This is a genomic window from Pseudomonas sp. NBRC 111138, from assembly GCF_001320835.1.
Taxonomy (GTDB): Bacteria; Pseudomonadota; Gammaproteobacteria; order Pseudomonadales; family Pseudomonadaceae; genus Aquipseudomonas; species Aquipseudomonas paracarnis.
This window is the reverse complement of record NZ_BCBO01000074.1, coordinates 37582-62767: the sequence shown is the minus strand read 5'-3', so window position 1 is coordinate 62767 and position 25186 is coordinate 37582. Positions and strand designations below refer to the sequence as shown.

Sequence of the window (25186 nt, the reverse complement as noted above, 5' to 3'; positions counted from 1 at the left end):
GCAGGCCCACGGTCATGCTTTGCATGGCACGCTGCAATTGACCCAGTTCGTCCTGGCGGCCCGATTCCAGGTTGTGGCTCAGATCGCCGGAGGCAACACGCTCGGCGACTTCGAGGGTCTGGTTCAGCGGGATGACGATCTGGCGGGTGATGGCCCAGGCCGCGAAGACGCCGACGATCAGCGCCAGTACGGTGGCAAGCAGCAACAGGTATTTGGCCTGCGCGGCATCTGCGTCACGCACGGCGGTCTGGGAGACGGTGAGTTTTTCACTGTGGCCCAACAGGATGTCGCCTTGGGCGATCATGGTTTTCAGCGCTGCTGCGCTGGCGACCTGGGAATCGCGATACTGGCTGACGGCGGCGCGGTAGGCTTGCAGTGAAGCCCCGGCTTCTTGCAGGTTGGCCTGGTATTGCGCAGGCAACTGGCCTTGCAGTTCGGTGATTTTTTTCAGGGCGTTGTCGATGGCATCCAGGGCCGGTTGCTCGGCTTCGACCTTGCCGCTGTAGGTGTAGCCGCGTACCTGGAAGCGCGATTGCTGGATCAGCTTGCTCTGCTCGACCACGCTGTTGAACTGGGCGACGCTGTCACCTTGCAGCAGGGCTTTTTCGATTTCGTTGATCTTGGCGACGGCATTGTCGGCGGTGTCTCCGAGCTTGCTGCGGGCGCCCTCACGTTTGAGGCCCGCCTGGACCATGGCGGCGAAGGCCTTTTTGTATTGGTTCAAGGCTTCCTGCTGTTGCTCGACCAGGGCTTTGTCGTCAGGTTGCTCGATCAGCTCGGCGGCGGTCTTCAGGCTGCTGTCGAGGTGGGCGAGCAGGCCGTCGACCTTGTCCGTGCCTTGCTCGCCACGGCGCATATCGAAGTCCAGGCGTGCCAGGCGCAGGTCTTTGGTCAGGCCATTGAGGCTGGAAATGAAGCCCAGCTTGTCGCCGCGACTGATCACATCCCCCAGGCCGGTCCAGCCGGTAAAGGTGATCAACAGCGTCAGGAGCAACACCAGGCCAAAGCCCACGCTCAGCTTGCGGTTGACGCTTACATTCCCCAACTTCTCGGCTAACCAACGATACATGCTGCGAACTCCCCTGGAACAAGGCTTGGACTTATTCAAAGGCTATCGGCAACGCACGGGGATACTTGATCGTTCCCACGCTCTGGTGATCGTTCCCACGCTCTGGTGATCGTTCCCACGCTCTGCGTGGGAATGAATGGCGTGACGCTCTGCGTCACAAGGGCGGACGCAGAGCGTCCTGAGCGGCATTCCCACGCAGAGCATGGGAACGATCAGACGGGGGGTTAGAACAGGCGGGCGAGCAGGGCCGTTACGGCGGTTTCGACGCGTAAAATACGTGCACCCAGTTGCACCGGCTGTAAACCAGCCTTGGCCAGCAGGTCCACTTCATAGGGAATCCAGCCGCCTTCCGGGCCGATCGCGAGGGTCACCGGTTCCTCGAGGGCTCGGGGGCAGGCCGGGTAATCGCCCGGATGGCCGATCAGGCCCAAGGTGCCAGCCGCCATGGCCGGCAGACGATCTTCCACAAACGGCTTGAAGCGTTTCTCGATAATGATCTCGGGCAGCACCGTGTCCCGCGCTTGTTCCAGGCCGAGAATCAGTTGCTCGCGCACCGCTTCCGGCTCCAGGAACGGGGTTTGCCAGAAGCTTTTTTCCACGCGGTAGCTGTTGACCAGTACCACCTTGGGCACGCCCATGGCCGCCACGGTTTGCAGCACCCGGCGCAGCATCTTCGGGCGGGGCAGGGCCAGCAGCAAGGTCAGGGGTAGTTTGCTCGGTGGCGGTTGGTCGAAGCTCACTTGCAGTTCGGCTTCAGTGGCTTCCAGGCGCAGCAGTTGGGCATTGCCCATCAGCCCGCCAATGCGGCCCACACGCAGGGTGTCACCGACGGCGGCGCGGTGAACCTCCTGCATATGCACCAGGCGACGATCACGCAGCACTACGCGGTCGGCCGCGATAAAGTCGGCCTCTTCGAGCAGCAGCAGGTTCACGGCTGGGTCGCTGGCGGTTGGTCGTCGTCGGCAGGCGCGTCATCCGGGTGTTCGCCACGCTTGCTGATCAGGCCGCTGAACAGGATGCCCACCTCGAACAGCATCCACATCGGCACGGCCAGCAAGGTCTGGGAGAAGATGTCCGGTGGCGTGAGGATCATGCCGACCACGAAGCAGCCGATGATCACGTACGGGCGGATCTTTTTCAGGTACTTGACGTCGACCACGCCGATCCACACCAGCAACACTACCGCTACCGGAATTTCGAATGCCACGCCAAAGGCGAAGAACAGCGTCATCACGAAATCGAGGTAGCTGGTGATATCGGTCATCATCTCCACGCCGGCCGGGGTGGCGGCAGCGAAGAACTTGAAGATCAGCGGGAACACCAGGAAGTAGGCGAAGGCCATGCCGGTGTAGAAGAGCAAGATGCTCGACACCAGCAATGGCACAGCGATGCGCTTCTCGTGCTTGTACAGGCCCGGCGCGATAAAGCCCCAGATCTGATGCAGGATCACCGGGATCGCCAGGAACAGCGAGACCATCATGGTCAGCTTCAAGGGGGTCAGGAACGGCGACGATACATCGGTGGCGATCATCGTCGCGCCGGCCGGCAGGTACTGGCGCAGAGGCGTCGAGACGAAGGTGTAGATCTGCTGGGTAAAGGCGAACAGCCCGGCAAAGATGATGAAGATCGCCGCCACGCAACGCAGCAGGCGGGTTCGCAACTCGGTGAGGTGCGAGACCAGCGGCATGTGCTGGTCGTTTTCCGGTTTATCAGCGCTCATGGGGCTCGCGGCGGCAATGTAGGGTCATGGGGCGCGGGCGACGCGACGGGCGTCGGCGCAGGCGTCGGTGGGGCGGGCGCTGCCGGTGTGGCGTCGGCCACAGGGGCTGGCGCGATGCTGTGCTCGGCCACCGGCGTTACCGGCTTGGCCGGCTCTTGCACCGGGGAAAGAATCTTGCGGGCTTCCTGCTCCAACGAGAGGATGTGCTCGTTGTGCAATTGCCGACGGATTTCGTCGGCACCGATTTCCCGTTCAACTTCCTGTTTGATCGCGTTGAAACTGCGCTTGAGGCGCCCGATCCACAAGCCGGCGGTGCGTGCGGCACCGGGCAGGCGTTCCGGCCCCAGTACCAGCAGGGCCACCAGGCCGACGAGCAGCAGTTCAGAGAAGCTGATACCAAACATTAGTCAGTGCTCACGAGTCTTTGCGGGTCGGCTCTTGGACCTTTTCAGCCTGCACGTCGAAGGTACGGCGCTCGGTGATCGGCTGGGTGGCCTGCGGGTGAACAGGCTGGGCCGGTGGCACCGGGTTGGCGCTTGGCTCGGCCGGCTTTTCATCATCGTTCATGGCTTTGCGAAAGCCCTTGATCGACTCGCCCACATCGGTGCCCAGGTTCTTGAGCTTCTTGGTGCCGAACACCAATACCACCACCACCAGAATGACGATCCAGTGTTTCCAGTCAAAAATGCCCATGCTTCAAATCCTCAAGTCTCAGTTATTCAGGCGGACGGGCGCGAGGCCTTCTCGGCGTGCCCGGACAAGCCGAAGCGACGGTCCAGTTCATCCAGCACGGCCTGTGGGTGCTGCCCCAGTTGGGCGAGCATCACCAGGCTATGGAACCACAAGTCTGCGGTCTCATAGATTACATCGCTGTAATCACCGCTGATTTGCGCGTCCTTGGCCGCAATGATGGTCTCGACGGATTCTTCGCCGAGTTTTTCCAGAATCTTGTTCAGGCCCTTGTGGTACAGGCTGGCGACGTAGGAGCTGTCGGCATCCGCGCCTTTGCGGTCTTCCAGCACCTGGGCCACACGGTTCAGGGTATCGCTCATGTTCAGTGTCCTGCTGGGTAGATGGCGTGCGGGTCTTTGAGCACCGGCTCCACAACCTTCCATTCGCCATTCTCGAACACGCGATAGAAGCAACTGTGGCGGCCAGTGTGGCAGGCAATGCCGCCGATCTGCTCGACCTTGAGGATTACCACGTCGGCATCGCAGTCCAGGCGCAGCTCGTGCAGGGTCTGCACGTGCCCGGACTCTTCGCCCTTGCGCCACAGTTTGCCACGCGAACGTGACCAGTAGATGGCGCGCTGCTCGGCGGCGGTGAGGCTCAGGGCCTCGCGGTTCATCCAGGCCATCATCAGCACGCGCCCGGTCTTGTAGTCCTGGGCAATGGCCGGCACCAGGCCGTCACTGTCCCACTTGATCTCATCCAGCCAGTCTTTCATGTTCGGCTCCGGCAATTTGCGACAGTGTATAACCGGATGGGCTATCGACGCACGATCAGATAAACGCCCACGGCGACCATGATGCCCGCTGGCCAGTGGCCTAGTTGGTTCAATGGCCCACCAATCGCCAGCATCACGCCGCCCACCAGGTGCGCGGCGCCGAGCAGGCGCAGGAACCAGTCGTCCTTGCGCTTGCGCCACGGTGGCTCAGGGTCCTTGGCATGGGGCTGGGACATGCGCTCCAGCAGGTCGCGGGTCATGTTGGCCAGGTGCGGCAGTTGCTCGAACTGGCTGTGCAGGTTGCCCAGCATGGTTTTCGGGCTCATGCGCTCGCGCATCCAGCGTTCCAGGAAGGGTTGCGCAGTGTTCCACAAGTCGAGGTCCGGGTAGAGCTGGCGGCCCAGGCCTTCGATGTTCAGCAGGGTCTTCTGCAACAGCACCAGTTGCGGCTGCACTTCCATATTGAAGCGCCGCGCGGTCTGGAACAGGCGCATCAGCACTTGGCCGAACGAAATATCCTTTAACGGTTTTTCGAAGATCGGCTCGCACACGGTGCGGATCGCCGCTTCGAATTCGTTGAGTTTGGTTTCCGCTGGCACCCAACCCGAATCAATGTGCAACTGCGCCACACGGCGATAGTCGCGCTTGAAGAAGGCAAACAGGTTGCGCGCCAGGTAATCCTGGTCTTCCGGGGTGAGGCTGCCGACGATACCGCAGTCGATGGCGATGTACTGCGGGCTCCACGGGTTGACGGTGCTGACGAAGATGTTGCCCGGGTGCATGTCGGCGTGGAAGAAACTGTCGCGGAACACTTGGGTGAAGAAAATCTCCACACCGCGTTCTGCCAACATCTTCATGTCGGTGCGCTGGTCGGCCAGGGTCGCGAGGTCGGTGACCTGCACGCCGTAGATGCGCTCCATCACCAGCACTTTTGGCCGGCACCAGTCCCAATACACCTGCGGCACATACAGCAGTTGCGAGCCTTCGAAGTTGCGTCGCAATTGGCTGGCATTGGCCGCTTCGCGCAGCAGGTCGAGTTCGTCGTAGATGGTTTTTTCGTAGTCGGCGACCACGTCCACCGGGTGCAGCAGGCGCGCATCGGCGGAGAAGCGTTCGGCGGCGCGGGCGAAGATAAACAGCCATGCCAGGTCCTGGCCGATGATCGGCTTGAGGCCTGGGCGAATGACTTTCACCACCACTTCTTCGCCGGTCTTGAGCTGCGCGGCGTGCACTTGCGCCACTGACGCCGAGGCCAGGGGCTCGACGTCGAAGCGGCTGAACACCTCGCTGATCTTATGGCCCAGCTGTTCTTCGATCAGCGCCATCGACTGCTGCGAATCGAACGGCGGCACGCGGTCCTGCAGCAGCATCAGCTCGTCGGCGATGTCTTCGGGCAACAGGTCGCGGCGGGTGGAGAGGATCTGCCCGAACTTGATGAAGATAGGCCCCAAATCCTGCAACGCCAAGCGCAGGCTGGCGCCACGGCTCAACGGCGACGGCTTGCGGGGCAACCAGCGCCACGGCAGCACATAACGCACCGCCAGCAGGAACCACGGCAAGGGCAGGGCAAACAGCAGGTCATCGAGACGGTAGCGGATTACGACGCGCTGGATACGAAACAAACGGCGGACGGCGAGCAGCTTCATGCGTTATCGCTTGGATCAAGGGAACGGCTCAAGCGCTCGAAGCGGGCCTCGAGGCGTTCCAGGTCGATTTTGGCCTTGTCGAGCTCGCGAAAGCGCGCTTGCGCTTCCCGTTGCCCGACCAGGGTGCGCGATTCTTCGCTCAGGTATTCGGCAAGGTTCTGGTTGAGGCTGGCGAACCCTTGCTGGTACCAGCGCGAGCGGCTGCGCAGGTGCCCGCTGATCAACTGGGTGGCGACGGGGCCGATCCAGCGCGACAGTTCATATTCCCAGTCCAGCTCCAGGTCTTGCAGCACGGCGGCCAAGTCCATCAGCACCGCACTGTCGCCTTCCAGCTCCACCTCGGGGCTGTGGAGGATGGCGGTCTTGTTGCGGCTCAGTGCCAGGTGCAACAGGCTTGAGGCTGGTGCACGCAGGGTGCAGTCGGCTTCAGCGGCCCATTGGGTGGCGAGCAGCAGGCCTTCATCGCTGGGCAGGATAAACAGCTGCACTGCGGGGCTGCGGCAATCAACGGCAATGACTTTGCCGGTCAGGTGCGCGAGCCGCGCCAGGGCGGTGCTGTCCAGGCGCAGTACACGGTTGATACCGTGCTCAACGCTGGCGAGAAGACCTTGCAGCAGCATCAGGGCTTGATGCCGCGGTGTAGGGCAACGATGCCGGACGTCATGTTGTGGTAGGTCACGCGGTCGAAACCGGCCTCCACCATCATCGACTTCAGGGTTTCCTGGTCCGGGTGCATGCGGATCGACTCGGCCAGGTAGCGGTAGCTCTCGGCGTCGTTGGTGATCAGCTTGCCCATCAGTGGCATGAAGGCGAACGAATAGGTGTCGTAGACCTTGGACATCAGCGCGTTGGTCGGCTTGGAGAATTCCAGCACCAGCAGGCGGCCACCCGGCTTGAGTACGCGCAGCATCGAGCGGATCGCGTCTTCCTTGTGAGTCACGTTACGCAGGCCGAACGCGATGGTCACGCAGTCGAAATGGTTGTCGGGGAACGGCAGCTTCTCGGCATCGGCCTGGACGAACTCGATATTGCCGGCCACGCCTTTGTCGAGCAGTCGGTCGCGGCCAACCTTGAGCATCGAGCCGTTGATATCGGCCAATACCACCTGGCCGGTGGGGCCAACCAGCTTGGAGAACTTGGCCGCCAGGTCGCCTGTGCCACCGGCGATGTCCAGCACCCGGTTGCCGGTGCGTACGCCCGACAACTCGATGGTGAAGCGCTTCCACAGGCGGTGCATGCCGCCGGAGAGCACGTCGTTCATCAGGTCGTACTTGGCTGCCACGGAGTGGAACACCTCAGCGACTTTTTCCGCCTTTTGGCTTTCCGGGACGTTCTTGAAGCCGAAGTGAGTGGTGGGTTCGGCATCGCTGCCTTTGCGCTGATCAGTCATATCGCTGTCACCAAAAGAGAATGCGGGACATGATAATCCCCAAGGCCTGCTTTGTCTTGGCAAGGCTGCAGGTAAGATAGACGCTCATCGAGACCTTTTGCCGCATGGCGGGTGTTCTGAGTCGTTATAAAGAGGAGTCATTGCAATGGCCCGTATTACCGTTGAGCGTGAACATACCCTGGGAAAAGAACAGGCGCGGGCCAAGGCGGAGCAATTGGCGCGCAAACTCGAGGATAAATATGGGGTGGAGTCTTCGTGGGCTGGCGACACCCTGAAGCTCAAGCGCTCCGGGGTTAAAGGCACGGTATTGGTGGCCGATGATTCGCTGCGCATTGATGTGGAACTTGGCCTGCTGATGTCGGCCATGAGTGGCACGATCAAGTCCGAAATCGAAAAGGCCCTGGATAAGGCCCTGGCTTGATACGGCTGTGCTTAGGGTGCCGATTCTAATTTTAAACCTTACTTTGTGCCCAAGCCCTCAACTCTTGCGGGCCGTCCGCCACCCAATTCTGTGTGAGGTGCACCATGGCCAAAGTTATTTTGAAGAAAAAAATCGACGTTCAGACCACTCCCCTGAGTGAGGTTAAAAGCTACGCCCGCAAGATCTGGCTGGCGGGTCTTGGCGCCTATGCCAAGGTCGGCAGCGAAGGCGGCGAGTACTTCAAAGAACTCGTTAGAAGCGGTCAACGTGTTGAAAGTAAAGGTAAAAAAGTTGTAGTTGAACAACTTGATGCCGCCAACAGTCAGATTGACCAAGTAAAGAGTAACGTCTCCGGCGTCAAAGGCCTGGTCGAAGTTCAACTGGATAAAGTTGAAAAAGCTTTTGATACTCGTGTCGGCAGTGCCTTGAATCGGATCGGCATTGCGTCTAAACATGACGTGGAGACACTCTCTGCTAAGCTCGAAGAGCTGACGGCATTGCTCGAACGTGTCGCGCGTAAACACTAAGGAGACATCGGGATGGCTGTTAAAAAGACTACTCAGAAAGAAGGCAGCTCGTGGGTCGGGAAAGTTGAAGAATATTCCCGCAAAATCTGGCTCGCTGGTTTAGGCGTGTACTCGAAGATCGACAGTGACGGCAGCAAACTCTTCGAGACCTTGGTCAAAGACGGCGAGAAGGCCGAGAAGTTGACCAAGAGCACGGTCGGTAAAAAAGTCGACGCTGCCAAGGCGAGTGCGGGTTCCGCCAAATCGAGTATTTCGGATACTTGGGGCAAGTTGGAAGAAACGTTCGACAAGCGCCTCAACAGTGCTATTTCGCGACTGGGCGTACCGAGCAAGGCTGAGTTGAAGGCGCTGCATAGCAAGGTTGATACCTTGACCAAGCAAATCGAAAAGCTCACCGGCGCCAAAGCGGCTCCCGCCAAGACCGCCGCGGCCAAGCCTGCAGCAAAACCGGCGGCCAAACCTGCGGCTAAAACCGCCGCTGCAAAACCCACCGCCAAAACTGCCGCCAAGCCTCTGGTTAAAGCCGCCGCCAAGCCAGCTGCCAAACCCGCTGCCAAAGCGCCGGCCAAAGCCGCGGCGAAACCTGCGGCCAAGCCAGCGGCTAAAACTGCTGCCGCCAAACCGGCTACCAAGCCTGCCGCTAAGCCAGTGGCCGCTAAAGCCGCCGCGAAACCTGCGGCTAAACCGGCTGCCAAACCTGCGGCTAAACCGGCTGCCAAACCTGCGGCTAAAACCGCTGCCGCTAAACCTGCTGCCAAGCCCGCCGCTGCGAAACCAGCTGCCAAGCCTGCAGCGGCCAAAAAGCCTGCGGTAGCGAAAAAACCGGCAGCCGCAAAGCCTGCCGCGGCGGCCAAGCCAGCCACGGCACCAGCACCGGCCGCTTCTACCGCCAATTCGGTGTCCGCGCCGACGCATGCGGCTGCTACCCCGACTGCAACGCCGGTTACCCCGACGCCATCCAGTCAGTCCTGATTTTTACGGGACACATAAAACGCCCGGTCTGCGAAGATTGGGCGTTTTTTATGCAAGCCTCAAAAACGCCGCATTCCCCATTTTGTAGGAGCGAGCTTGCTCGCGAAAAACTCAAAGACGCCGCGTTTATTCAGGAGGGACTCGTTATCGTTGACGTTTTTCGCGAGCAAGCTCGCTCCTACATGTTTAATCGGTGTCATCCAGGTACTTCAAGGCGAACCGCTCGGTCGCCTGCCGCGCCGTTGGCAGCAGATGCGGCGCCACCAGCATCATGATCTGGTACACCACCACCCGTACCTCACCTTCACGGTCTAGAATCCGTTGGTAATCCAACGAAAACAGCAAGGTCAGGGTGATCTGCTCCACCAGTTGCCCCAACGCCTGGGTATCACTGACCAGTTGCCCCGCCGCCTTCAAGCGCGCGAGCAATGACGCCAGTGTGCGCTTGAGCGCCGTGAGCAAGTGGCGGATCCCCTTGGCCAGCTTGGGCAAGCGCCCCGCCAGGTTCGACAAGTCCTGGAACAGGAACCGATAGTGGGCCATGCGCTCGACAATCAGGTGCAAAAACAGCCAGTAGTCCTCAGCTTCCAGTTGCGCATCCGCAGGAGGGTCCAGCAGTGGCGCCAGCTCACACTGAAAACGCTCGAACAGCCCCAGCACCAACGGCTCCTTGCCATGGAAGTGATAGTAGAGGTTGCCGGGGCTGATCCCCATTTCATTGGCCACCTCCATGGTCGATACGTTCGGTTCGCCCTTGTGGTTGAACAACTGCAGGGCGCATTCAAGGATACGGTCGCGAGTCTTCATCCAGTCTTCTTAAAGTTGATTGCTGAGCTCAGCGCACACGCACGTAAGTACCCGGCGCCGCTTCCATCGGTGGGTAATTCTGGTTGCCCAGGGCGGTGAGGGTTTCGCGTTGTACGCCGGAGCGTTTTTGTACCCACTCCAGCCATTGTGGCCACCAACTGCCTTCGACGTGCTGGGCGTCGTAATACCAGGCCCGTGGGTCGCTGCTCAGCTTGAGGTTCTCGACATAGTTGGCCTTGGGGTTGCCCGGTGGGTTGAGGATGCTCTGGATATGCCCGCTGTTGGAGAGCACAAAGCGTCGCTCGCCGCCCAGCAGTTGCGTGGAGCGGTACACCGCGTCCCACGGCGTAATGTGGTCATTGATGCCGGCCACGCTGAAGCTGTCCACCGAGACCTTGCGCAAGTCGATGGGCGTGCCGCATACCTCCAGGCCACCGGGATGGCTCAGGGGGTTGTGCTTGAAGAAGTCCAGCAGGTCGCCGTGCAGGGCGGCGGGCAGACGCGTGTTGTCGTTGTTCCAGTACAGGATGTCGAACGCCGGTGGTTCCTTGCCCAGCAGGTAATTATTGATCCAGTAATTCCAGATCAGGTCGTTGGGGCGCATCCAGGCAAATATCTTGGCCATGTCGCGGCCATCCAGCACGCCTTGCTGGTAGGAGCGGCGCTTGGCGGCTTCCAGGGTCTGTTCATCGGCGAACAATGTAGCGGGGCTGTCGATCTGGCTGTCCAGCAGGCTCACCAGGTAACTGGCGCTGGAGATGCGCCGCAACTGGCGCTTGGCTTGCAGGTGGCCTTGCAGGGCGGCGATGGTCAGGCCGCCGGCGCAGGCGCCCATCAGGTTGACCTCGCGGGCGCCAGTGATGGCCCGGCATACGTTGAGCGCTTCTTCCAGCGCCGCCACGTAGGTGGACAGGCCCCATTCGCGATGCCGCACGTCCGGGTTGCGCCAGCTGACCATAAAGGTCTGCAGGCCGTTTTTCAGTGCGTATTGCACAAAGCTGTTGGCCGGGCTCAGGTCGAAGATGTAGTACTTGTTGATTTGCGGCGGCACTACCAGCAGCGGCTTGGCGTATTGTTTTTCGCTCATGGGCTTGTACTGGATCAGCTCCAGCAGTTCGTTGCGAAACACCACCGAACCGGGCGTGGTCGCCACGGTCTTGCCCACTTCAAAGGCGTGCTTGCTGACCTGGCGCGGCAAACCGTTGTTGTGCAGCAGGTCTTCGAACAAGTTGCTCACGCCGCGCACCACGCTGTTGCCGCCGGAGTTGAGCAGCTCCTTGATCGCCAGCGGGTTGAGCAGGGTGTTGGAAGGGGAGACAGCATCGTTGAGCAGGGCGAAGGCAAACTGCGCGCGGGCGCGATCATCGTCACTGAGGGTGCTGTCGTCGATCCACTGCCGTGTCTGTTTTTGCCAGCTCAGATAGGCTTGCAGGCTGCGCCGGTACAGCGGGTTGAGCTTCCAGGTGGGGTCGCTGAAGCGATGGTCCCTGGGGTTGGGTTCGTGCACGGTCTCACCCAGCAGCACGCGGCCCAGCTGGCCGCCCAGGGCCAGGGCGTGGCGGGCAGCGTGCACCGGGTTGCGCAGGCCGTGCGCGGCGACGGTACGCAGGGTCGACAGCAAGTCCCGGCCGCGCAGGCCGGTGATCGCATTTTGCGCGTTGATGAACGCAGCGGGGGTGGGCGCCGGGTTCGTCACGGGTCTTTCTCGCATGAGCCAACACTCCTTCGTCAAGTCATCAAGCAGGCACGCCAATCCAGAACCATAGTCGGTTCCTGGCAAGTTGCGCGGTGGTGTGTTCCTTCACACCGCCGGTCGCGGATGTATCACGGCGCGCAGGCGCTCCTCCTCCAGAAACTTCATGATGATCGGCGCCACGGCTTCGGCCCGGGTGATCAGGAACAGGTGGCCGTCATCGATGATGTGCAACTGTGCATTGGGGATGCGCCAGGCGAGCATGCGCATGTTGACCAGCGGGATCAGCGGGTCATCGTCCCCGGCCAGCACCAGGGTGGGCTGGCGGATCTTGTGCAGCCAATGAATGCTGGTCCAGCCCAGCCCGGCAAACAGTTGCCAGTAGTAGCCCAGCTTGCCGGCCGAGCGCACTTTGCTGGCGTGCTCGGCGGCCAGTTTGGAATCACGGCGGAACGAACCGCCATAAATCATCGGTGCAATGCGCACCACGTGGGACGGCTGGATATAACGCCTGGGGCTTGCCATCAGCCACAAGACCTTCGGTTTGCCCGGCACCATGAAGGCCCCGGCCGCGGTGGCCGCGAGGATCAATTTCTTGCAGCGCTCGGGGTAGTCATACGCAAATTGCTGGGCCAGCGCTCCGCCCCAGGACACGCCCACGGCGTTCACTTGGCCATAGTCGAGGTAATCGAGCATACGCGCGGTGAGTTTGGCCAGACCGGGGAAGCGATAGGGTCGGTTCGGCGTCGAGGAGCCGCCCACGCCGGGCACGTCGAAGGCGATCACTTCCAGGTCCGGGTCCAGGGCCTGGACGAACGGAAACACCAGCTCAAGGTTGGCGCCGATGCCGTTGAAGATCAGCAGCGGGGTCAAGTGCGGCTTGCCCGGGCGTACCGCCGTGCGGATGGTCTGGCCATCCAGGTCGATGGTGCGGAAGATGAACGGTTGCGCCATGCTCAAGCCCTGTGAAGTGGTGCTATTGGTCTGTAGGAACTCGGTCAGTGTGGGAGCTGACTTGCCTGCGATGGCATTCTTTCAGGCCGCGATTAGTGAGCAGGCCCATCGCTATCGCAGGCAAGCCAGCTCCCACATCTGATCTCATTTCAATCACAAGAATGCCTAGCGTTCATGTACATAGGTACCCGGCGCCGCTTCAGCGGCTGCATAGGTTTTATTGCCTAATGTCGTCGGGGCTTTTTTCAGTTTTCCCGCCCGCTCCGCCTGCCACACCTGCCAGTGCAGCCACCACGAATCGGTGTGCTTGGTCGCATTCTCCTGCCACTCCAACGCACTTCCGGCCAGGCCCTCACTGGTCTGGTAGCGTGCCTTGGGGTTGCCCGGCGGGTTGAGGATGCTCTGGATATGCCCACTGCTGGACAGCACAAACTCGACCTTGCCGCCGAACAACTGCGCTGATTTGTAGCAGGACTGCCACGGCGTGATGTGGTCGTTGGTACCGGCCAGAGAGTAGATATCGGCGGTGACCTGCTTGAGGTCGATGGGCGTGCCGCACACTTCCAGGGCGTTGGCGCGTACCAGTGGGTTGTTTTTGAACAGTTCGATCAGGTCGCCATGGAACGCGGCCGGCAAGCGTGTGGTGTCGTTGTTCCAGAACAGGATGTCGAACACCGGCGGCTCGTTGCCCAGCAGGTAGTTGTTGACCCAATAGTTCCAGATCAGATCGTTGGGGCGCATCCAGGCAAATACCTTGGCCATGTCGCGGCCTTCCAGCACGCCGGCCTGGTAGGAATGGCGCTTGGCCGCTTCCAGAGTCTGCTCGTCGACAAACAGCGCCACCTGGGTGTCCAGGGTGGTATCCAGCACGCTCACCAGCAGCGTCAGGGCGTTGACTTTCTTCTCGCCCAGCGCCGCGTAGTGGCCCAACAGTGCGGTGCAGGTGATGCCGCCGGAGCAGGCACCGAGCATATTCACATCCTTGCTGCCCGTAATCGCCGTGACCACATCCACTGCTTCCTTGAGCGCCTCGATATAAGTCGACAGGCCCCATTCGCGTTGGGCCTTGGTGGGGTTGCGCCAACTGACGATAAAGGTCTGCTGGCCATTGCGCAGGCAGAAGCGCGCCAGGCTTTTATCCGGGCACAGGTCGAAGACGTAGAATTTGTTGATCTGCGGCGGCACCACCAGCAGCGGGCGCTCATGCACCTGCTCGGTAATGGGCTTGTACTGGATCAGCTCCAGCACATCGTTGCGAAACACCACCGCGCCTTCGCTGGTGCCCAGGGTCTTGCCGACTTCAAAGGCGCCCATGTTGACCTGGCTGGGCATACCGCCGTTGTGCACCATGTCCTTGGCCAGGTGGGAAAGGCCGTCGAGCAGGCTTTTGCCGCCGGTTTCAAAGAAGCGTTTGACCGCCGCCGGGTTGGCCGCGCTGTTGGTGGGGGCCATGGCTTCGGTCATCAGGTTGATCACGAAGTGGCCGCGGCTGATGTCTTGTGCCGACAGGTTGCTGTCGTCGATCCAGTCGTGAAGCTCCTTGCGCCACGCCAGGTAAGTCTGCAAATAACGTTTGTAGAGCGGGTTCTGGCTCCAGGCCGGGTCGTTGAAGCGACGGTCGTCGCCCTCGGGCACCAGCGCGGATTTGCCGAACATCACATTCTTCAATTCAACGCCAAAGTGGGCGACGTGCTTGACGCTGTGCAACGGTTGCTTGATGGCTTGGGTCAGCACCATCTTGGCCGAGGCCAATAAATCCTTTTTGCGTAACGCGATGATCGGGTTCAACCCCAGGGTGTTTTCCGAGGCCTGGCGTTTCAAGTCATCGTTATTCTTGTTACTCATCTACGACGCTCCATTGTCCGAAAGACGAGTACCGGCGATTGCTGCGCACCCAATTTCGATACACGACACCAGCCTGGTACTGCGACTCGGGTGACCGTTGATACCGCATCGTCAAATGCAGGGAACTTGCCAGCTCCATTGGTTACCCGAGTTTATTTTTTTTCGCAAGCGGGCCAATCGTTGGCCACGCGACAGGGCATTCAAGCAGATGAAATTAGAAAATGCGCTCTAAACAGCAAGACCCCTGTGCTAGAGCATCAGCCGCACGACCGACTCACTCGGATCGCGGGTTTTTCCAGCGGCTTTGAGCTCGTCCAGGTAGTCGGCCCATAGCGCGTCCTGACGTACGGCTAATTGGTAGAGGTAGTCCCAGGTGAACAGTCCGCTGTCATGGCCGTCGTCGAAGGTCAATTTCAGTGCGTACTGGCCGGCGGGTTCCAGCTTGATCAACCGGACGTTGAGCTTGCCGAATTGCAGGATGGGTTTGCCGTGGCCCTGGACCTCGGCAGAAGGGGAGTGCACCCGCAGGAATTCGGCGGGCAACTGGTAGGTTTCGTCCGGCCCGTAGGTCAGGCCGAGGGTGTTGGAGGTTTTGTGCAGGTTTACTGCGGTAGGAAATTTCGACATTGGAGATAACCCTGAAGGAACCGGCCCAAAATGTGGAAGGGACCAACGTGGGAGCCGGGCTTGCCCGCGATGCAGGCACCTCGGTGTTTCAGGAACACTGAAGTGATGCTATCGCAGGCAAGCCAGCTCCCACACAAGCCACTCCCACATTGAGTGAGGCTTACAGGATATAACGAGACAAGTCTTCGTTCTGCGCCAATTCGCCCAAGTGGCTGTTGACGTAGTCAGCATCGATCTTGATCGCTTCGCCATTCTGCGCACCGGCCATGTCGCCGGCGCTGAAAGACACTTCCTCAAGCAGGCGCTCAAGCAAGGTATGCAGGCGACGGGCACCGATGTTCTCGGTCTTCTCGTTGACCTGCCAGGCGATCTCCGCCAGGCGCTTGATACCGTCAGCCTGGAATTCGATACCCAGCCCTTCGGTTTTCAGCAGCTCGCGGTACTGCTCGGTGAGCGAGGCATGCGGTTCGCTGAGGATGCGCTCGAAGTCGCCCGGCGTCAGTGCCTTGAGCTCCACCCGAATCGGCAGGCGGCCTTGCAGCTCGGGCACCAGGTCGCTCGGCTTGCTCAGGTGGAAGGCACCGGAGGCGATAAACAGGATGTGGTCAGTCTTGACCATGCCCAGCTTGGTGTTGACCGTGCACCCTTCGATCAGCGGCAGCAAATCGCGCTGCACGCCTTCGCGGGAGACATCCACGCCGCCGGAGTTACCACGCTTGGCCACCTTGTCGATCTCATCGATAAACACAATGCCATGTTGCTCGACCGCTTCCAGGGCCTTGGCCTTGAGTTCTTCCTCATTGACCAGGCGCCCGGCTTCTTCGTCGCGCACCAGCTTGAGCGCATCCTTGACCTTGAGCTTGCGGCTTTTCTTCTTGCCCTTGCCCATGTTGGCGAACAGGTTTTGCAACTGGCTGGTCATTTCTTCCATGCCAGGCGGGGCAGAGATATCCACGCCGGACACTTCGGCCACTTCGATCTCGATTTCCTTGTCATCCAACTGGCCTTCACGCAGGCGCTTGCGGAACAGCTGACGGGTGTTGGAATCCGACGAAGGTGCGGCGTCTTCGTTGAAACCCATGCGTGCCGGTGGCAGCAGGGCGTCGAGGATGCGCTCTTCAGCGGCGTCTTCGGCGCGATGGCTGACCTTGGTCACTTCCTGTTCGCGCAGCATCTTCAGGGCGGCGTCAGCCAGGTCGCGAATGATCGACTCGACATCGCGGCCCACATAACCGACTTCGGTGAATTTGGTCGCTTCGACCTTGATGAACGGTGCATTGGCCAATTTGGCCAGCCGCCGAGCGATCTCGGTCTTGCCGACGCCGGTAGGGCCGATCATCAGGATGTTCTTGGGCGTTACTTCAACGCGCAGTTCTTCCGGCAGTTGCATCCGGCGCCAGCGGTTACGCAGCGCAATGGCAACGGCGCGCTTGGCATCGTCCTGGCCGATGATATGGCGGTTGAGTTCATGGACGATTTCGCGGGGAGTCATGGACATAGTGTTTGGCGGCCTCAAGCCTGAATAAGCCCAGGGCTTATTCGGCGAGGTCCTGCTCCTCAATGGTCTGATTGTGGTTGGTGAACACGCAGATATCGCCAGCGATACCCAGGGCGGTCTCGACGATTTCACGGGCCGACAGGTCGGTTTTCTTCAGCAGCGCGCTGGCCGCAGCCTGGGCGTAGCCGCCACCTGAACCCATGGCGATCAGGCCATGCTCGGGTTCAACCACGTCGCCGTTGCCGGTGATGATCAGGGAAGCGTCTTTGTTCGCAACCGCGAGCATGGCCTCCAGGCGGCTGAGGGAGCGGTCGGTGCGCCATTCTTTGGCAAGTTCCACAGCGGCGCGCACCAGGTGGCCCTGGTGTTTCTCAAGCTGGCCTTCGAAACGCTCGAACAGGGTAAAGGCGTCGGCGGTTGCGCCTGCGAAGCCGGCAAGCACCTGGCCGTGGTACAGGCGGCGCACTTTCTTGGCGTTGCCTTTCATCACGGTGTTGCCCAGGGAAACCTGGCCGTCGCCGCCCATGACAACTTTGCCGTGGCGACGTACTGAAACGATGGTGGTCAAGGGGAGAGTCTCCACGCAGCGGGGCGAAAATGCCCTGATGGAAACTCATATGGGGGTGGCGAGGGGGATTTCAACCGTAGGAAGGCAGGGCAGACGAGTGGTGATCGTTCCCACGCTCCGCGTGGTAATGCCGCCTTGACGCTCTGCGCCTGCTCTGTGACGCAGAGCGTCAAGGGACACGTTCCCACGCGGAGCGTGGGAACGATCAGTGAGTATGAGTCAGCGGCTCTGGCGTTGTTGTAACAACAGGTTGCTAAACCCGGCGCCGGCCAATTGCTTTTGCGCCACGGTCAGCTGTTCGCGGTTGCTGAACGGCCCCACCAATACGCGATACCAGGTCGCGTCCTTCACCGTGCCGGACTCAACCGATACCGATTGGCCCAACAGAATGATCTGTGCGCGTACACGGTCCGCATCCGCCTGTTTCGGGAACGAGCCCGCTTGCAGGAAGAACTTGGTCACCGGCGCAGCCTTGGTGGCTGCCACTGGCGGTGCTGGCGGCGGCGTGATACCGGCCAGCGCGGCCTGGGCGCGCGCCGTGTCGATTTTTGCCGCTTCCGCTGGGGTTACCGGCGTGGTCGGCACTTGTGGCGTCGGCAGGGTTTTTTCCGGCACGGCGTCAGGCGGCACGATCACTTCCGATTCCGGCAGCAGCGTGTAGAAGTCGTACTTGGGCTTTACCGGTGCGGTCGGGCTCGGCGCGGTCTTGTTGGCTTCGGCGATTTTCGTGGCCTTTTGCTGCTCCTGTTTGACGCGCTTGACGTCATCGCCCTGGCCGGGCTCCAGCTTCATCAGAAACACGATAAATGCGCCGACCGTAAGGCCGATGGCCATCCACAGCCAACCCGGAATCGGTTGCTTCGCCGGGGCCTGGTAGCGGCTGGCGCCGCGCTTGGGTGCAGGTTTTTTCTTGGCAGCCAACTTACATACGCTCCAGAGTTTCCAGGCCCAAGAGTTCCAGGCCTTGCTTGAGGGTGCGTCCAGCCAAAGCGGCAAGGCGCAGGCGACTTTGTTTCTGGGCTTCGTCGTCGGCGGTCAGGATCGGGCAGTTCTCGTAGAAACTGGAGAACAGGCCGGCCACTTCGTACAAATAGGTGCACAGGATATGCGGCGTGCCTTTTTCGCCAACGCTGTTGAGCACCTCGCCAAATTGCGCGAGCTTGGCCGCCAGTTCCTGTTCATGGACGGCGTCCAGCGCGATCTGGCCTTCGACTTCGCTGAAGTCCTTGCCCAGCTTGCGGAACACCCCGGCCACGCGGGTGTAGGCGTACAGCAGGTACGGTGCGGTGTTGCCTTCGAAGTTGAGCATCAGGTCGAAGTTGAAGCTGTAGTCGCTGGTGCGGTGCTTGGACAGATCGGCGTATTTCACCGCGCCAATGCCCACCACGCGGGCGATGTTGCGCAGGTCGGCCTCGGCCAGCTCCGGGTTCTTTTCCTTCACCAGGTTGTAGGCACGTTCCTGGGCTTCGGTCAGCAGGTCGATCAGCTTCACGGTGCCGCCGTCGCGGGTCTTGAAGGGGCGGCCATCGGCGCCGTTCATGGTGCCAAAGCCCATGTGCTCCATGTGCATCGGGTGGGTGACGAAACCGGCGCGACGCGCCACTTCGAACACCTGCTGGAAGTGCAGGGCCTGGCGCTGGTCGACGAAGTACAGCGCACGGTCAGCCTTGAGCACGCCACTGCGGTAACGCACGGCGGCCAGGTCAGTGGTGGCGTAGAGGTAGCCGCCATCGGCCTTGACGATGATCACCGGCAGCGGCTCGCCGTCGGCGGTCTTGAATTCTTCGAGGAACACGCACTGGGCGCCGTTGCTTTCGACCAGCAGGCCCTTGGCCTTGAGGTCGTTGACCACGTTGATCAGGTCGTCGTTGTAGGCGCTTTCGCCCATCACGTCGGCCATGGTCAGTTTCACATTGAGCAGCTCGTAGATTTCCTGGCAATGAGACAGGGAAATTTCACGGAAGCGGTTCCACAGCGCCAGGCATTCTTCGTCGCCGGCTTGCAGCTTGACCACCAGGCCGCGGGCGCGGTCAGCGAACTCTTCGGATTCATCGAAACGCTTTTTGGCAGCACGGTAGAAATTTTCCAGGTCGGCCAGCTCGTTGCTGGTGATCGGGTTTTCCTGCAGATAGGCCATCAGCATGCCGAACTGGGTACCCCAGTCGCCCACGTGGTTCTGGCGGATCACGGTGTCGCCGAGGAATTCCAGCACCCGTGCCACGCCATCGCCAATGATAGTGGAGCGCAGGTGGCCCACGTGCATTTCCTTGGCCAGGTTCGGTGCCGACAGGTCGATGACCACGCGCTGGCTGTCGCCGGCCTTGCGTGCACCGATGCGCGCATCGGCCAGGGCGGCATCCAGGCGTGACGCCAGGGCCTGGGTGTTCTGGAAGAAGTTGATAAAGCCTGGGCCGGCGATTTCGGCCTTGGTGACACTGGCGTCAGCCGGCAGGGCTGCGATGATTTTTTCTGCCAGGTCACGCGGCTTCATGCCGGCCGGCTTGGACAGCATCATCGCGATGTTGCTGGCGAAGTCGCCATGGGTCTTGTCGCGGGTGTTCTCCACCTGGATCGCCGGCGACAGGCCTTCAGGCAACACACCTTCGTTGACGAGTTGGGTGAGGGCTTGTTGGATCAGCTGGCGAATGGTGTCTTTCATGGTGTTCTCTTTCGACCGCAAGCGGCGGCGCGCGATGCGCAGGTGGAAAAACTGGGCATTATCCGTGGCGAGGGCGGGCTTGCCAACCGTTCAGACTATATGGCGGACCTGCGGGCCTCTTCGCGGGCAAGCCCGCTCCCACATTTAAGGGTATTCACATTTCATAATGTGCGAGCTGGCTTGCCTGCGATGACGTAATTACCCTCAATACAAATCTACCGGGTCTACATCCAACGACCATCGCACCTGCCGACCGCTGGGCAGTTGCTCCAGCTCAAGCATCCAGCGACTTAATAGCCGATGCAGCGGGGCGCGGGAGGTTGCCTGCAAGAGTAGCTGAGCGCGATAACGTCCGGCGCGCCGCTCCATGGGCGCTGGCACCGGGCCGAGTAGTTCGATGCCACTGAGGGCCAGTTCGCCCAATAAACGTTCGGCGGCGCTGCAGGCCTCATCAAGAAAGCCTTCGGCCTGCCCGGGTTTGTGGGCTTCGGCACGCAGCAGCGCCAGGTGCGCAAAGGGCGGGAGGCCGGCGGCGCGGCGTTCGCTCAAGGCCTGTTCGGCGAAGGCAAAGTAGCCTTGTTCCGTCAGTTGAATCAGCAGCGGGTGGTCGGCCAGGTGCGTCTGGATAATCACCCTGCCTGGCTCTTCGGCCCGCCCGGCGCGTCCTGCCACCTGCACGATCAACTGCGCCATGCGTTCGCTGGCGCGAAAATCCCCGGAGAACAACCCGCCATCGGCATCCAGGATCGACACCAGGGTCACCCGTGGGAAGTGATGCCCCTTGGCAAGCATCTGCGTGCCCACCAGGATGCACGGTTGGCCTTTGTGGATGGTGGCGAACAGTTGGTTCATGGCGTCTTTGCGCGACGTGCTGTCGCGGTCCACCCGTAGCACCGGGTAGTCCGGGAACAGGATGCCGAGGCGTTCTTCGGCGCGCTCGGTGCCGGCGCCCACGGGCCGCAGGTCCACCTTGCCGCACTGCGGGCAATGGCGCGGTACCCGTTCCACATGGCCGCAGTGATGGCAGCGTAACTCGCCGTGGCGCTGATGCACCGTCATGCGCGCATCGCAGCGCTCGCACCCGGACATCCAGCCGCAGTCATGGCACAGCAACGTCGGGGCAAAGCCGCGGCGGTTGAGAAATACCAATACTTGCTGGCCGGCGGCCAGGGTCTGGCCAATCGCCTGTTGCATCGGGCCGGAAATACCGCTGTCCAGCGGGCGGCTTTTCACGTCCAGGCGCAGGAAGCGCGGTTGTTTGGCGCCGCCAGCACGCTCGTTCAGGCGCAGCAGCCCGTAACGGCCGGTGTAGGCGTTGTGCAGGCTTTCCAGGGACGGCGTGGCCGAGCCCAGCACAATCGGGATGTCTTCCTGGCGGGCGCGTACCAGCGCGAGGTCGCGGGCGTGGTAGCGCAAACCTTCCTGCTGTTTATAGGAGCCATCGTGCTCCTCGTCGACGATGATCAGCCCGGGGTTTTTCATCGGCGTGAACAGTGCTGAGCGCGTGCCGATAATAATGTCGGCCTCGCCATCCCGCGCCGCGAGCCACGACTCCAGGCGTTCACGGTCATTGACTGCCGAGTGCACCAAGGCGATCCGGGCATTGAAGCGTTGCTCGAAACGCGCCACGGTCTGCGGGCCCAGGTTGATCTCGGGGATCAGCACCAGTGCCTGCTTGCCCGCCTGCAGGGTTTCGCGGATCAGCTGCAAATAGACTTCGGTCTTGCCGCTGCCGGTGACGCCGGCCAGCAGGAATGCATGGAAACTGTCGAAACCGGCGCGAATCGCCTCATACGCGGCGCGTTGCTCGGGGTTCAGCGGCAACTCCGGCTGGGCCAGCCAGTGTTCGTGGCGCGGGTCCGGAGCGTGTTTGCGGATTTCCACCTGCACCAGGCCCTTGGCCAGCAACAGGTCGAGGCTGTCTTTGCTCAGCATCAGTTTGCTTAATAGCTGATGGGCCACGCCGTGGGGGTGCTGCGCCAAGGTGGCCAGGGCCTCACGCTGGCGCGGGGCGCGGGCGATGCGCGGGTCGTCGAGGCGTGCGCCCGGCACCATCGACCAGAAACGCTCCTGGCGCGCTTCGGCCAGTTCGCCCTGGCGCAGCAGCACCGGCAGCGCCCAGCTCAAGGTATCGCCCAGGCTGTGTTGGTAATACTGCGCGGTCCACAGGCACAGCTTGAACAGCGCGGGCGGCAGCGGTGGTGTGGCGTCGAGCAGGGCAATTGCCCGCTTGAGCTTTTCGGCAGGCACTTCGCTGTGGTCGGTGACTTCCACCAGAATGCCGATCATTTCCCGGCGTCCGAACGGCACGCGCACGCGCATGCCCGGTTGCAACTGCGCACGCGACACGCCGGGCGGGGCCCGGTAATCGAACAGGCGGCGCAGGGGCGAGGGCAGGGCTAGGCGCAAAATGGCGTCGGGCACGCGAGGATTCTCATCAATAAAGGCAAGCGGTGGCGCAGGGGCGCGAGCCTAGCAGACCGGGGGTGTCCCGTCTTCAGTACTGGAATCGGATCTTGCGGGAGCTGGCTTGCCTGCGAAAGCGCTAGTGCAGTAACAGATGCAGTGACTGACACACCGCCTTCGCGGGCAAGCCCGGCTCCCACATTGACGGCGGTGTGTGAGGAATATCTGATGAAAGGAAGTTTTCGACCACTACCGCCGCTTGCGTGATTAAAAAGGTCTGGTAGAATCCGCGGCCTAATTACGTGCGGTATTCGACAATAGTGTCGAGTGGCGGCACGCTAGCCCGAGGAAGTGCCATGAAAGCCGATATCCATCCAGCGTACGAAACCATCGAAGTCACCTGCAGCTGCGGCAACAAGTTCGAAACTCGTTCGAACCTGTGCAAGCCACTGGGTACTGACGTATGCAACGAGTGCCACCCGTTCTACACCGGTAAGCAGAAAACTCTGGACACCGGCGGCCGCGTACAGCGCTTCGCAGATCGCTTTGGTGCTTTCGGCAAGAAGCCTGCTGCTACTCCAGCAGAGTAAGGTTCAAGAGCCTTATGGGCTTTTACCTGCTGTTGAAAAAGGCGTCCCTTGTGGGCGCCTTTTTTGTGCCTGGGATTTGGCTGGCGACCGCTCAGGCCAACCCCTTCTGCCCCGCCCCGGCGGCCGTCGTGCGTGTGGAGGTACAGCGTGTGGTGGATGGCGACACGGTACGCCTCAAGGACGGTCGCAGCGTGCGCATGATCGGCCTCAACGCGCCGGAAACCAGCAAGAAGGGTCGCCCTGACGAGCCATTCGCTGTCGCCGCCCGCCAGCGCCTGCAGGCGTTGGTCAAGGCCAGCGATGGGCGTGTCGGCCTGGTGGTGGGGCGCGAAGGCAAAGATCATTACGGGCGCACCCTGGCTCACCTCTACGGAGCCAATGGCGAGAACCTGGAGGCGCAACTGCTGGCCGAGGGCCTGGGGTACCAAGTGGGCGTGGCGCCGAATGTGGACCTGGTTGCCTGCCAGCAGGCGGCCGAAAACAGCGCCCGCCAGGCACGGCTCGGCCTGTGGCGCCAATCGCCAGTGCACAGCGTGGCGAATCTCAAGCGCTCCGGGTTTGCCCTGGTGGCCGGTCGGGTCAGCAAGATCGAGCGCAATCGCGGTGGAATCTGGATTGAACTGCAGGGTTCACTGGTATTGCGTATTGCGCCCGAGCTGATCAGCCAGTTCGATACGGCCATGCTCGATGGTCTGCAAGGCCGCACCATTGAGGCGCGCGGTTGGGTGCAGGATCGAGCCCGCCGTGGCGGCCTGAAAAAAGGCCAAGCGCGCTGGCTGTTGCCAATAACCGACCCCGGCATGCTGAAATCGGCGCTTTGAATAAAAAAATTGTAGACATTTTTTATTTCGATTGTGAACAGTTGAGCCCTTGTATCCCGTGGCTCTTGGCCAAAAGTCGTAGCGCAGGGCCCTTGACACCTGTGACTGCCCAGTCTTGTAGGGACTTTACGACACGCGTATCCTCGGCGGTCCGTCGACCAACAGTAAAAGCGGAATGCCGATATGTCTGATTTGAAAACTGCCGCTCTCGAATACCATGCCAATCCTCGTCCAGGAAAGCTGAGTGTAGAGCTCACCAAAGCCACTGCCACTGCCCGCGACCTGTCGCTGGCCTACAGCCCTGGTGTTGCCGAACCCGTACGTGAAATCGCCCGTGACCCAGAGCTGGCGTACAAGTACACCGGCAAAGGCAACCTGGTTGCAGTGATTTCCGATGGCACCGCGATTCTGGGCCTGGGTAACCTCGGCCCATTGGCTTCCAAGCCAGTCATGGAAGGCAAGGGCGTGCTGTTCAAGCGCTTTGCCGGCATCGACGTTTTCGACATCGAAGTCGATTCCGAAAGCCCGCAGGCGTTCATCGACACCGTCAAGCGCATTTCCATCACGTTCGGTGGCATCAACCTGGAAGACATCAAGGCACCTGAGTGCTTCGAGATCGAAAAGGCCCTGATCGAGCAGTGCGACATTCCGGTATTCCACGATGACCAGCACGGTACCGCGATCGTTACCGCAGCCGGCATGATCAACGCTCTGGAAATTGCTGGCAAAACCCTGGGCGAGGCGAAAATCGTCTGCCTGGGCGCCGGTGCCGCGGCCATTTCCTGCATGAAGCTGATCATCAGCATGGGCGCCAAGCTGGAAAACATCTACATGGTCGACAGCAAGGGCGTGATTCAGTCCGAGCGTACCGACCTGAACCAGTACAAGGCGATGTTTGCCCATCCGTCCTCCAAGCGCACCCTGGCTGACGCTCTCGACGGTGCTGACGTGTTCGTTGGCCTGTCCGGCCCGAACCTGCTGAGCGCTGAAGGCCTCAAATCCATGGCGCCGAACCCTATCGTGTTCGCCTGCTCCAACCCGGATCCGGAAATCTCTCCTGAGCTGGCCCACGCCACTCGCAGCGACGTGATCATGGCCACCGGCCGTTCGGACTACCCGAACCAGGTCAACAACGTATTGGGCTTCCCGTTCATCTTCCGTGGTGCCCTGGACGTTCGCGCCAAGCGCATCAACGAAGAAATGAAAGTGGCCGCTGCCAACGCCCTGCGTGAACTGGCCAAACTGCCGGTACCTCAGGACGTGTGCGACGCCTACGGTGGTGCCAAGCTGGAATTCGGTCGTGAGTACATCATTCCGAAACCAATGGACAAGCGCCTGATCACCCTAATCTCCGATGCCGTGGCCAAGGCCGCTATCGAGACTGGTGTGGCTACCCTGCCGTATCCAAAGAACTACCCGCTGCAAAGCGTGGATGATGTGTTCAACGGCTAAGCCGTTGTAGACACACCCGCAAAAAAAGCCCCGACTGAGTGATCAGTCGGGGCTTTTTTGTGGCTGATTGTCCC

Annotated in this window: 25 protein-coding genes and 1 pseudogene; 6 read left to right on the top strand and 20 right to left on the bottom strand. The window is 61.0% G+C overall.

The window, feature by feature from the left end; genetic code table 11:
* Window positions 1-10: 10 nt before the first annotated feature.
* The 10 genes and pseudogenes from APH41_RS29680 to ubiE form a co-directional block, all read right to left on the bottom strand.
* Window positions 11-1069, bottom strand: a pseudogene (locus APH41_RS29680) (methyl-accepting chemotaxis protein); the annotation flags it as partial.
* A gap of 224 nt (window positions 1070-1293) precedes the next feature.
* Window positions 1294-2001 carry a 16S rRNA (uracil(1498)-N(3))-methyltransferase gene (locus APH41_RS13660; protein ID WP_054897530.1) on the bottom strand — a complete coding sequence of 236 codons (708 nt, stop codon included), beginning with the start codon at window positions 1999-2001 and terminating at the stop codon, window positions 1294-1296.
* Window positions 1998-2789 carry a twin-arginine translocase subunit TatC gene (gene tatC / locus APH41_RS13655; RefSeq protein WP_034125559.1) on the bottom strand — a complete coding sequence of 264 codons (792 nt, stop codon included), beginning with the start codon at window positions 2787-2789 and terminating at the stop codon, window positions 1998-2000. Before tatC ends, APH41_RS13660 begins: the two co-directional genes overlap by 4 nt.
* The gene (gene tatB, locus APH41_RS13650) at window positions 2786-3193 is read right to left on the bottom strand and encodes a Sec-independent protein translocase protein TatB (RefSeq protein WP_054897529.1); all 408 of its coding nucleotides are present in this window, start codon (window positions 3191-3193) and stop codon (window positions 2786-2788) included. Before tatB ends, tatC begins: the two co-directional genes overlap by 4 nt.
* A 10-nt stretch (window positions 3194-3203) precedes the next feature.
* Window positions 3204-3482: a twin-arginine translocase TatA/TatE family subunit gene (locus APH41_RS13645; RefSeq protein ID WP_003187877.1), complete on the bottom strand. Its 279-nt coding sequence runs from the start codon at window positions 3480-3482 to the stop codon at window positions 3204-3206.
* Window positions 3483-3508: 26 nt separating this feature from the next.
* Window positions 3509-3841, bottom strand: a complete 333-nt coding sequence (locus tag APH41_RS13640; RefSeq protein WP_003187881.1) for a phosphoribosyl-ATP diphosphatase — start codon at window positions 3839-3841, stop codon at window positions 3509-3511.
* A gap of 2 nt (window positions 3842-3843) precedes the next feature.
* Entirely contained in the window at window positions 3844-4236 is a 393-nt protein-coding gene (hisI, locus tag APH41_RS13635) for a phosphoribosyl-AMP cyclohydrolase (RefSeq protein WP_003187884.1), read from the bottom strand.
* A gap of 41 nt (window positions 4237-4277) precedes the next feature.
* Window positions 4278-5882, bottom strand: coding sequence for a ubiquinone biosynthesis regulatory protein kinase UbiB (ubiB, locus tag APH41_RS13630; protein WP_054919469.1), 1605 nt, complete (start codon window positions 5880-5882; stop codon window positions 4278-4280).
* On the bottom strand, window positions 5879-6502 hold the full coding sequence (locus APH41_RS13625) for an SCP2 domain-containing protein (protein WP_054919467.1): 624 nt from the start codon (window positions 6500-6502) through the stop codon (window positions 5879-5881). The genes ubiB and APH41_RS13625 overlap by 4 nt, the downstream gene beginning before the upstream one ends.
* The gene (ubiE, locus tag APH41_RS13620) at window positions 6502-7272 is read right to left on the bottom strand and encodes a bifunctional demethylmenaquinone methyltransferase/2-methoxy-6-polyprenyl-1,4-benzoquinol methylase UbiE (RefSeq protein WP_003171186.1); all 771 of its coding nucleotides are present in this window, start codon (window positions 7270-7272) and stop codon (window positions 6502-6504) included. Before ubiE ends, APH41_RS13625 begins: the two co-directional genes overlap by 1 nt.
* Before the next feature lie 145 nt (window positions 7273-7417).
* Here ubiE and APH41_RS13615 point away from each other — a divergent pair, with 145 nt between their 5' ends.
* The 3 genes from APH41_RS13615 to APH41_RS13605 all read left to right on the top strand — a co-directional run bounded on the left by APH41_RS13615 (window position 7418) and on the right by APH41_RS13605 (window position 9192).
* Window positions 7418-7693 carry a polyhydroxyalkanoic acid system family protein gene (locus APH41_RS13615; RefSeq protein WP_034125562.1) on the top strand — a complete coding sequence of 92 codons (276 nt, stop codon included), beginning with the start codon at window positions 7418-7420 and terminating at the stop codon, window positions 7691-7693.
* Between the two features lie 104 nt (window positions 7694-7797).
* Window positions 7798-8220 (top strand): phasin family protein, encoded by a 423-nt coding sequence (locus tag APH41_RS13610; protein WP_034125563.1) that lies wholly within the window; start codon window positions 7798-7800, stop codon window positions 8218-8220.
* Between the two features lie 12 nt (window positions 8221-8232).
* A complete protein-coding gene (locus tag APH41_RS13605; RefSeq protein WP_054919464.1) occupies window positions 8233-9192 on the top strand; it encodes a phasin family protein in 960 nt (319 codons plus the stop codon).
* A gap of 186 nt (window positions 9193-9378) precedes the next feature.
* Here the strand turns inward: APH41_RS13605 and APH41_RS13600 are convergent, their stop codons facing one another.
* The 10 genes from APH41_RS13600 to APH41_RS13555 form a co-directional block, all read right to left on the bottom strand.
* Window positions 9379-9999: a TetR/AcrR family transcriptional regulator gene (locus tag APH41_RS13600; protein ID WP_054919462.1), complete on the bottom strand. Its 621-nt coding sequence runs from the start codon at window positions 9997-9999 to the stop codon at window positions 9379-9381.
* 28 nt (window positions 10000-10027) lie between these two features.
* The gene (phaC, locus tag APH41_RS13595; protein ID WP_054919459.1) at window positions 10028-11710 is read right to left on the bottom strand and encodes a class II poly(R)-hydroxyalkanoic acid synthase; all 1683 of its coding nucleotides are present in this window, start codon (window positions 11708-11710) and stop codon (window positions 10028-10030) included.
* Between the two features lie 90 nt (window positions 11711-11800).
* Window positions 11801-12646: a poly(3-hydroxyalkanoate) depolymerase gene (phaZ, locus tag APH41_RS13590; RefSeq protein ID WP_019820034.1), complete on the bottom strand. Its 846-nt coding sequence runs from the start codon at window positions 12644-12646 to the stop codon at window positions 11801-11803.
* Between the two features lie 165 nt (window positions 12647-12811).
* Entirely contained in the window at window positions 12812-14491 is a 1680-nt protein-coding gene (phaC, locus tag APH41_RS13585; RefSeq protein ID WP_054896198.1) for a class II poly(R)-hydroxyalkanoic acid synthase, read from the bottom strand.
* A gap of 249 nt (window positions 14492-14740) precedes the next feature.
* Window positions 14741-15118 (bottom strand): gamma-butyrobetaine hydroxylase-like domain-containing protein, encoded by a 378-nt coding sequence (locus tag APH41_RS13580; protein ID WP_054919456.1) that lies wholly within the window; start codon window positions 15116-15118, stop codon window positions 14741-14743.
* A gap of 160 nt (window positions 15119-15278) precedes the next feature.
* Window positions 15279-16616 (bottom strand): ATP-dependent protease ATPase subunit HslU, encoded by a 1338-nt coding sequence (gene hslU, locus APH41_RS13575; RefSeq protein ID WP_044270712.1) that lies wholly within the window; start codon window positions 16614-16616, stop codon window positions 15279-15281.
* Window positions 16617-16653: 37 nt separating this feature from the next.
* Window positions 16654-17184 carry an ATP-dependent protease subunit HslV gene (gene hslV / locus APH41_RS13570; RefSeq protein ID WP_003171209.1) on the bottom strand — a complete coding sequence of 177 codons (531 nt, stop codon included), beginning with the start codon at window positions 17182-17184 and terminating at the stop codon, window positions 16654-16656.
* Window positions 17185-17403: 219 nt separating this feature from the next.
* Complete coding sequence (locus APH41_RS13565; RefSeq protein ID WP_003187899.1) at window positions 17404-18105, bottom strand: SPOR domain-containing protein; 702 nt, start codon at window positions 18103-18105, stop codon at window positions 17404-17406.
* A gap of 1 nt (window position 18106) precedes the next feature.
* Window positions 18107-19843, bottom strand: a complete 1737-nt coding sequence (argS, locus tag APH41_RS13560) for an arginine--tRNA ligase (protein ID WP_034125570.1) — start codon at window positions 19841-19843, stop codon at window positions 18107-18109.
* A 204-nt stretch (window positions 19844-20047) separates the two neighbouring features.
* Window positions 20048-22267 (bottom strand): primosomal protein N', encoded by a 2220-nt coding sequence (locus APH41_RS13555; protein ID WP_054919453.1) that lies wholly within the window; start codon window positions 22265-22267, stop codon window positions 20048-20050.
* A gap of 338 nt (window positions 22268-22605) precedes the next feature.
* On the opposite strand from APH41_RS13555, the gene rpmE reads away from it, so the two are divergent.
* The 3 genes from rpmE (at window position 22606) to APH41_RS13540 (ending at window position 25112) form a co-directional block, all read left to right on the top strand.
* Window positions 22606-22839, top strand: a complete 234-nt coding sequence (gene rpmE / locus APH41_RS13550; protein ID WP_005784030.1) for a 50S ribosomal protein L31 — start codon at window positions 22606-22608, stop codon at window positions 22837-22839.
* A gap of 14 nt (window positions 22840-22853) precedes the next feature.
* Window positions 22854-23660, top strand: a complete 807-nt coding sequence (locus tag APH41_RS13545) for a thermonuclease family protein (RefSeq protein ID WP_054919449.1) — start codon at window positions 22854-22856, stop codon at window positions 23658-23660.
* A 183-nt stretch (window positions 23661-23843) separates the two neighbouring features.
* Window positions 23844-25112 carry a malic enzyme-like NAD(P)-binding protein gene (locus APH41_RS13540; RefSeq protein ID WP_014716577.1) on the top strand — a complete coding sequence of 423 codons (1269 nt, stop codon included), beginning with the start codon at window positions 23844-23846 and terminating at the stop codon, window positions 25110-25112.
* Window positions 25113-25186 lie beyond the last annotated feature (74 nt).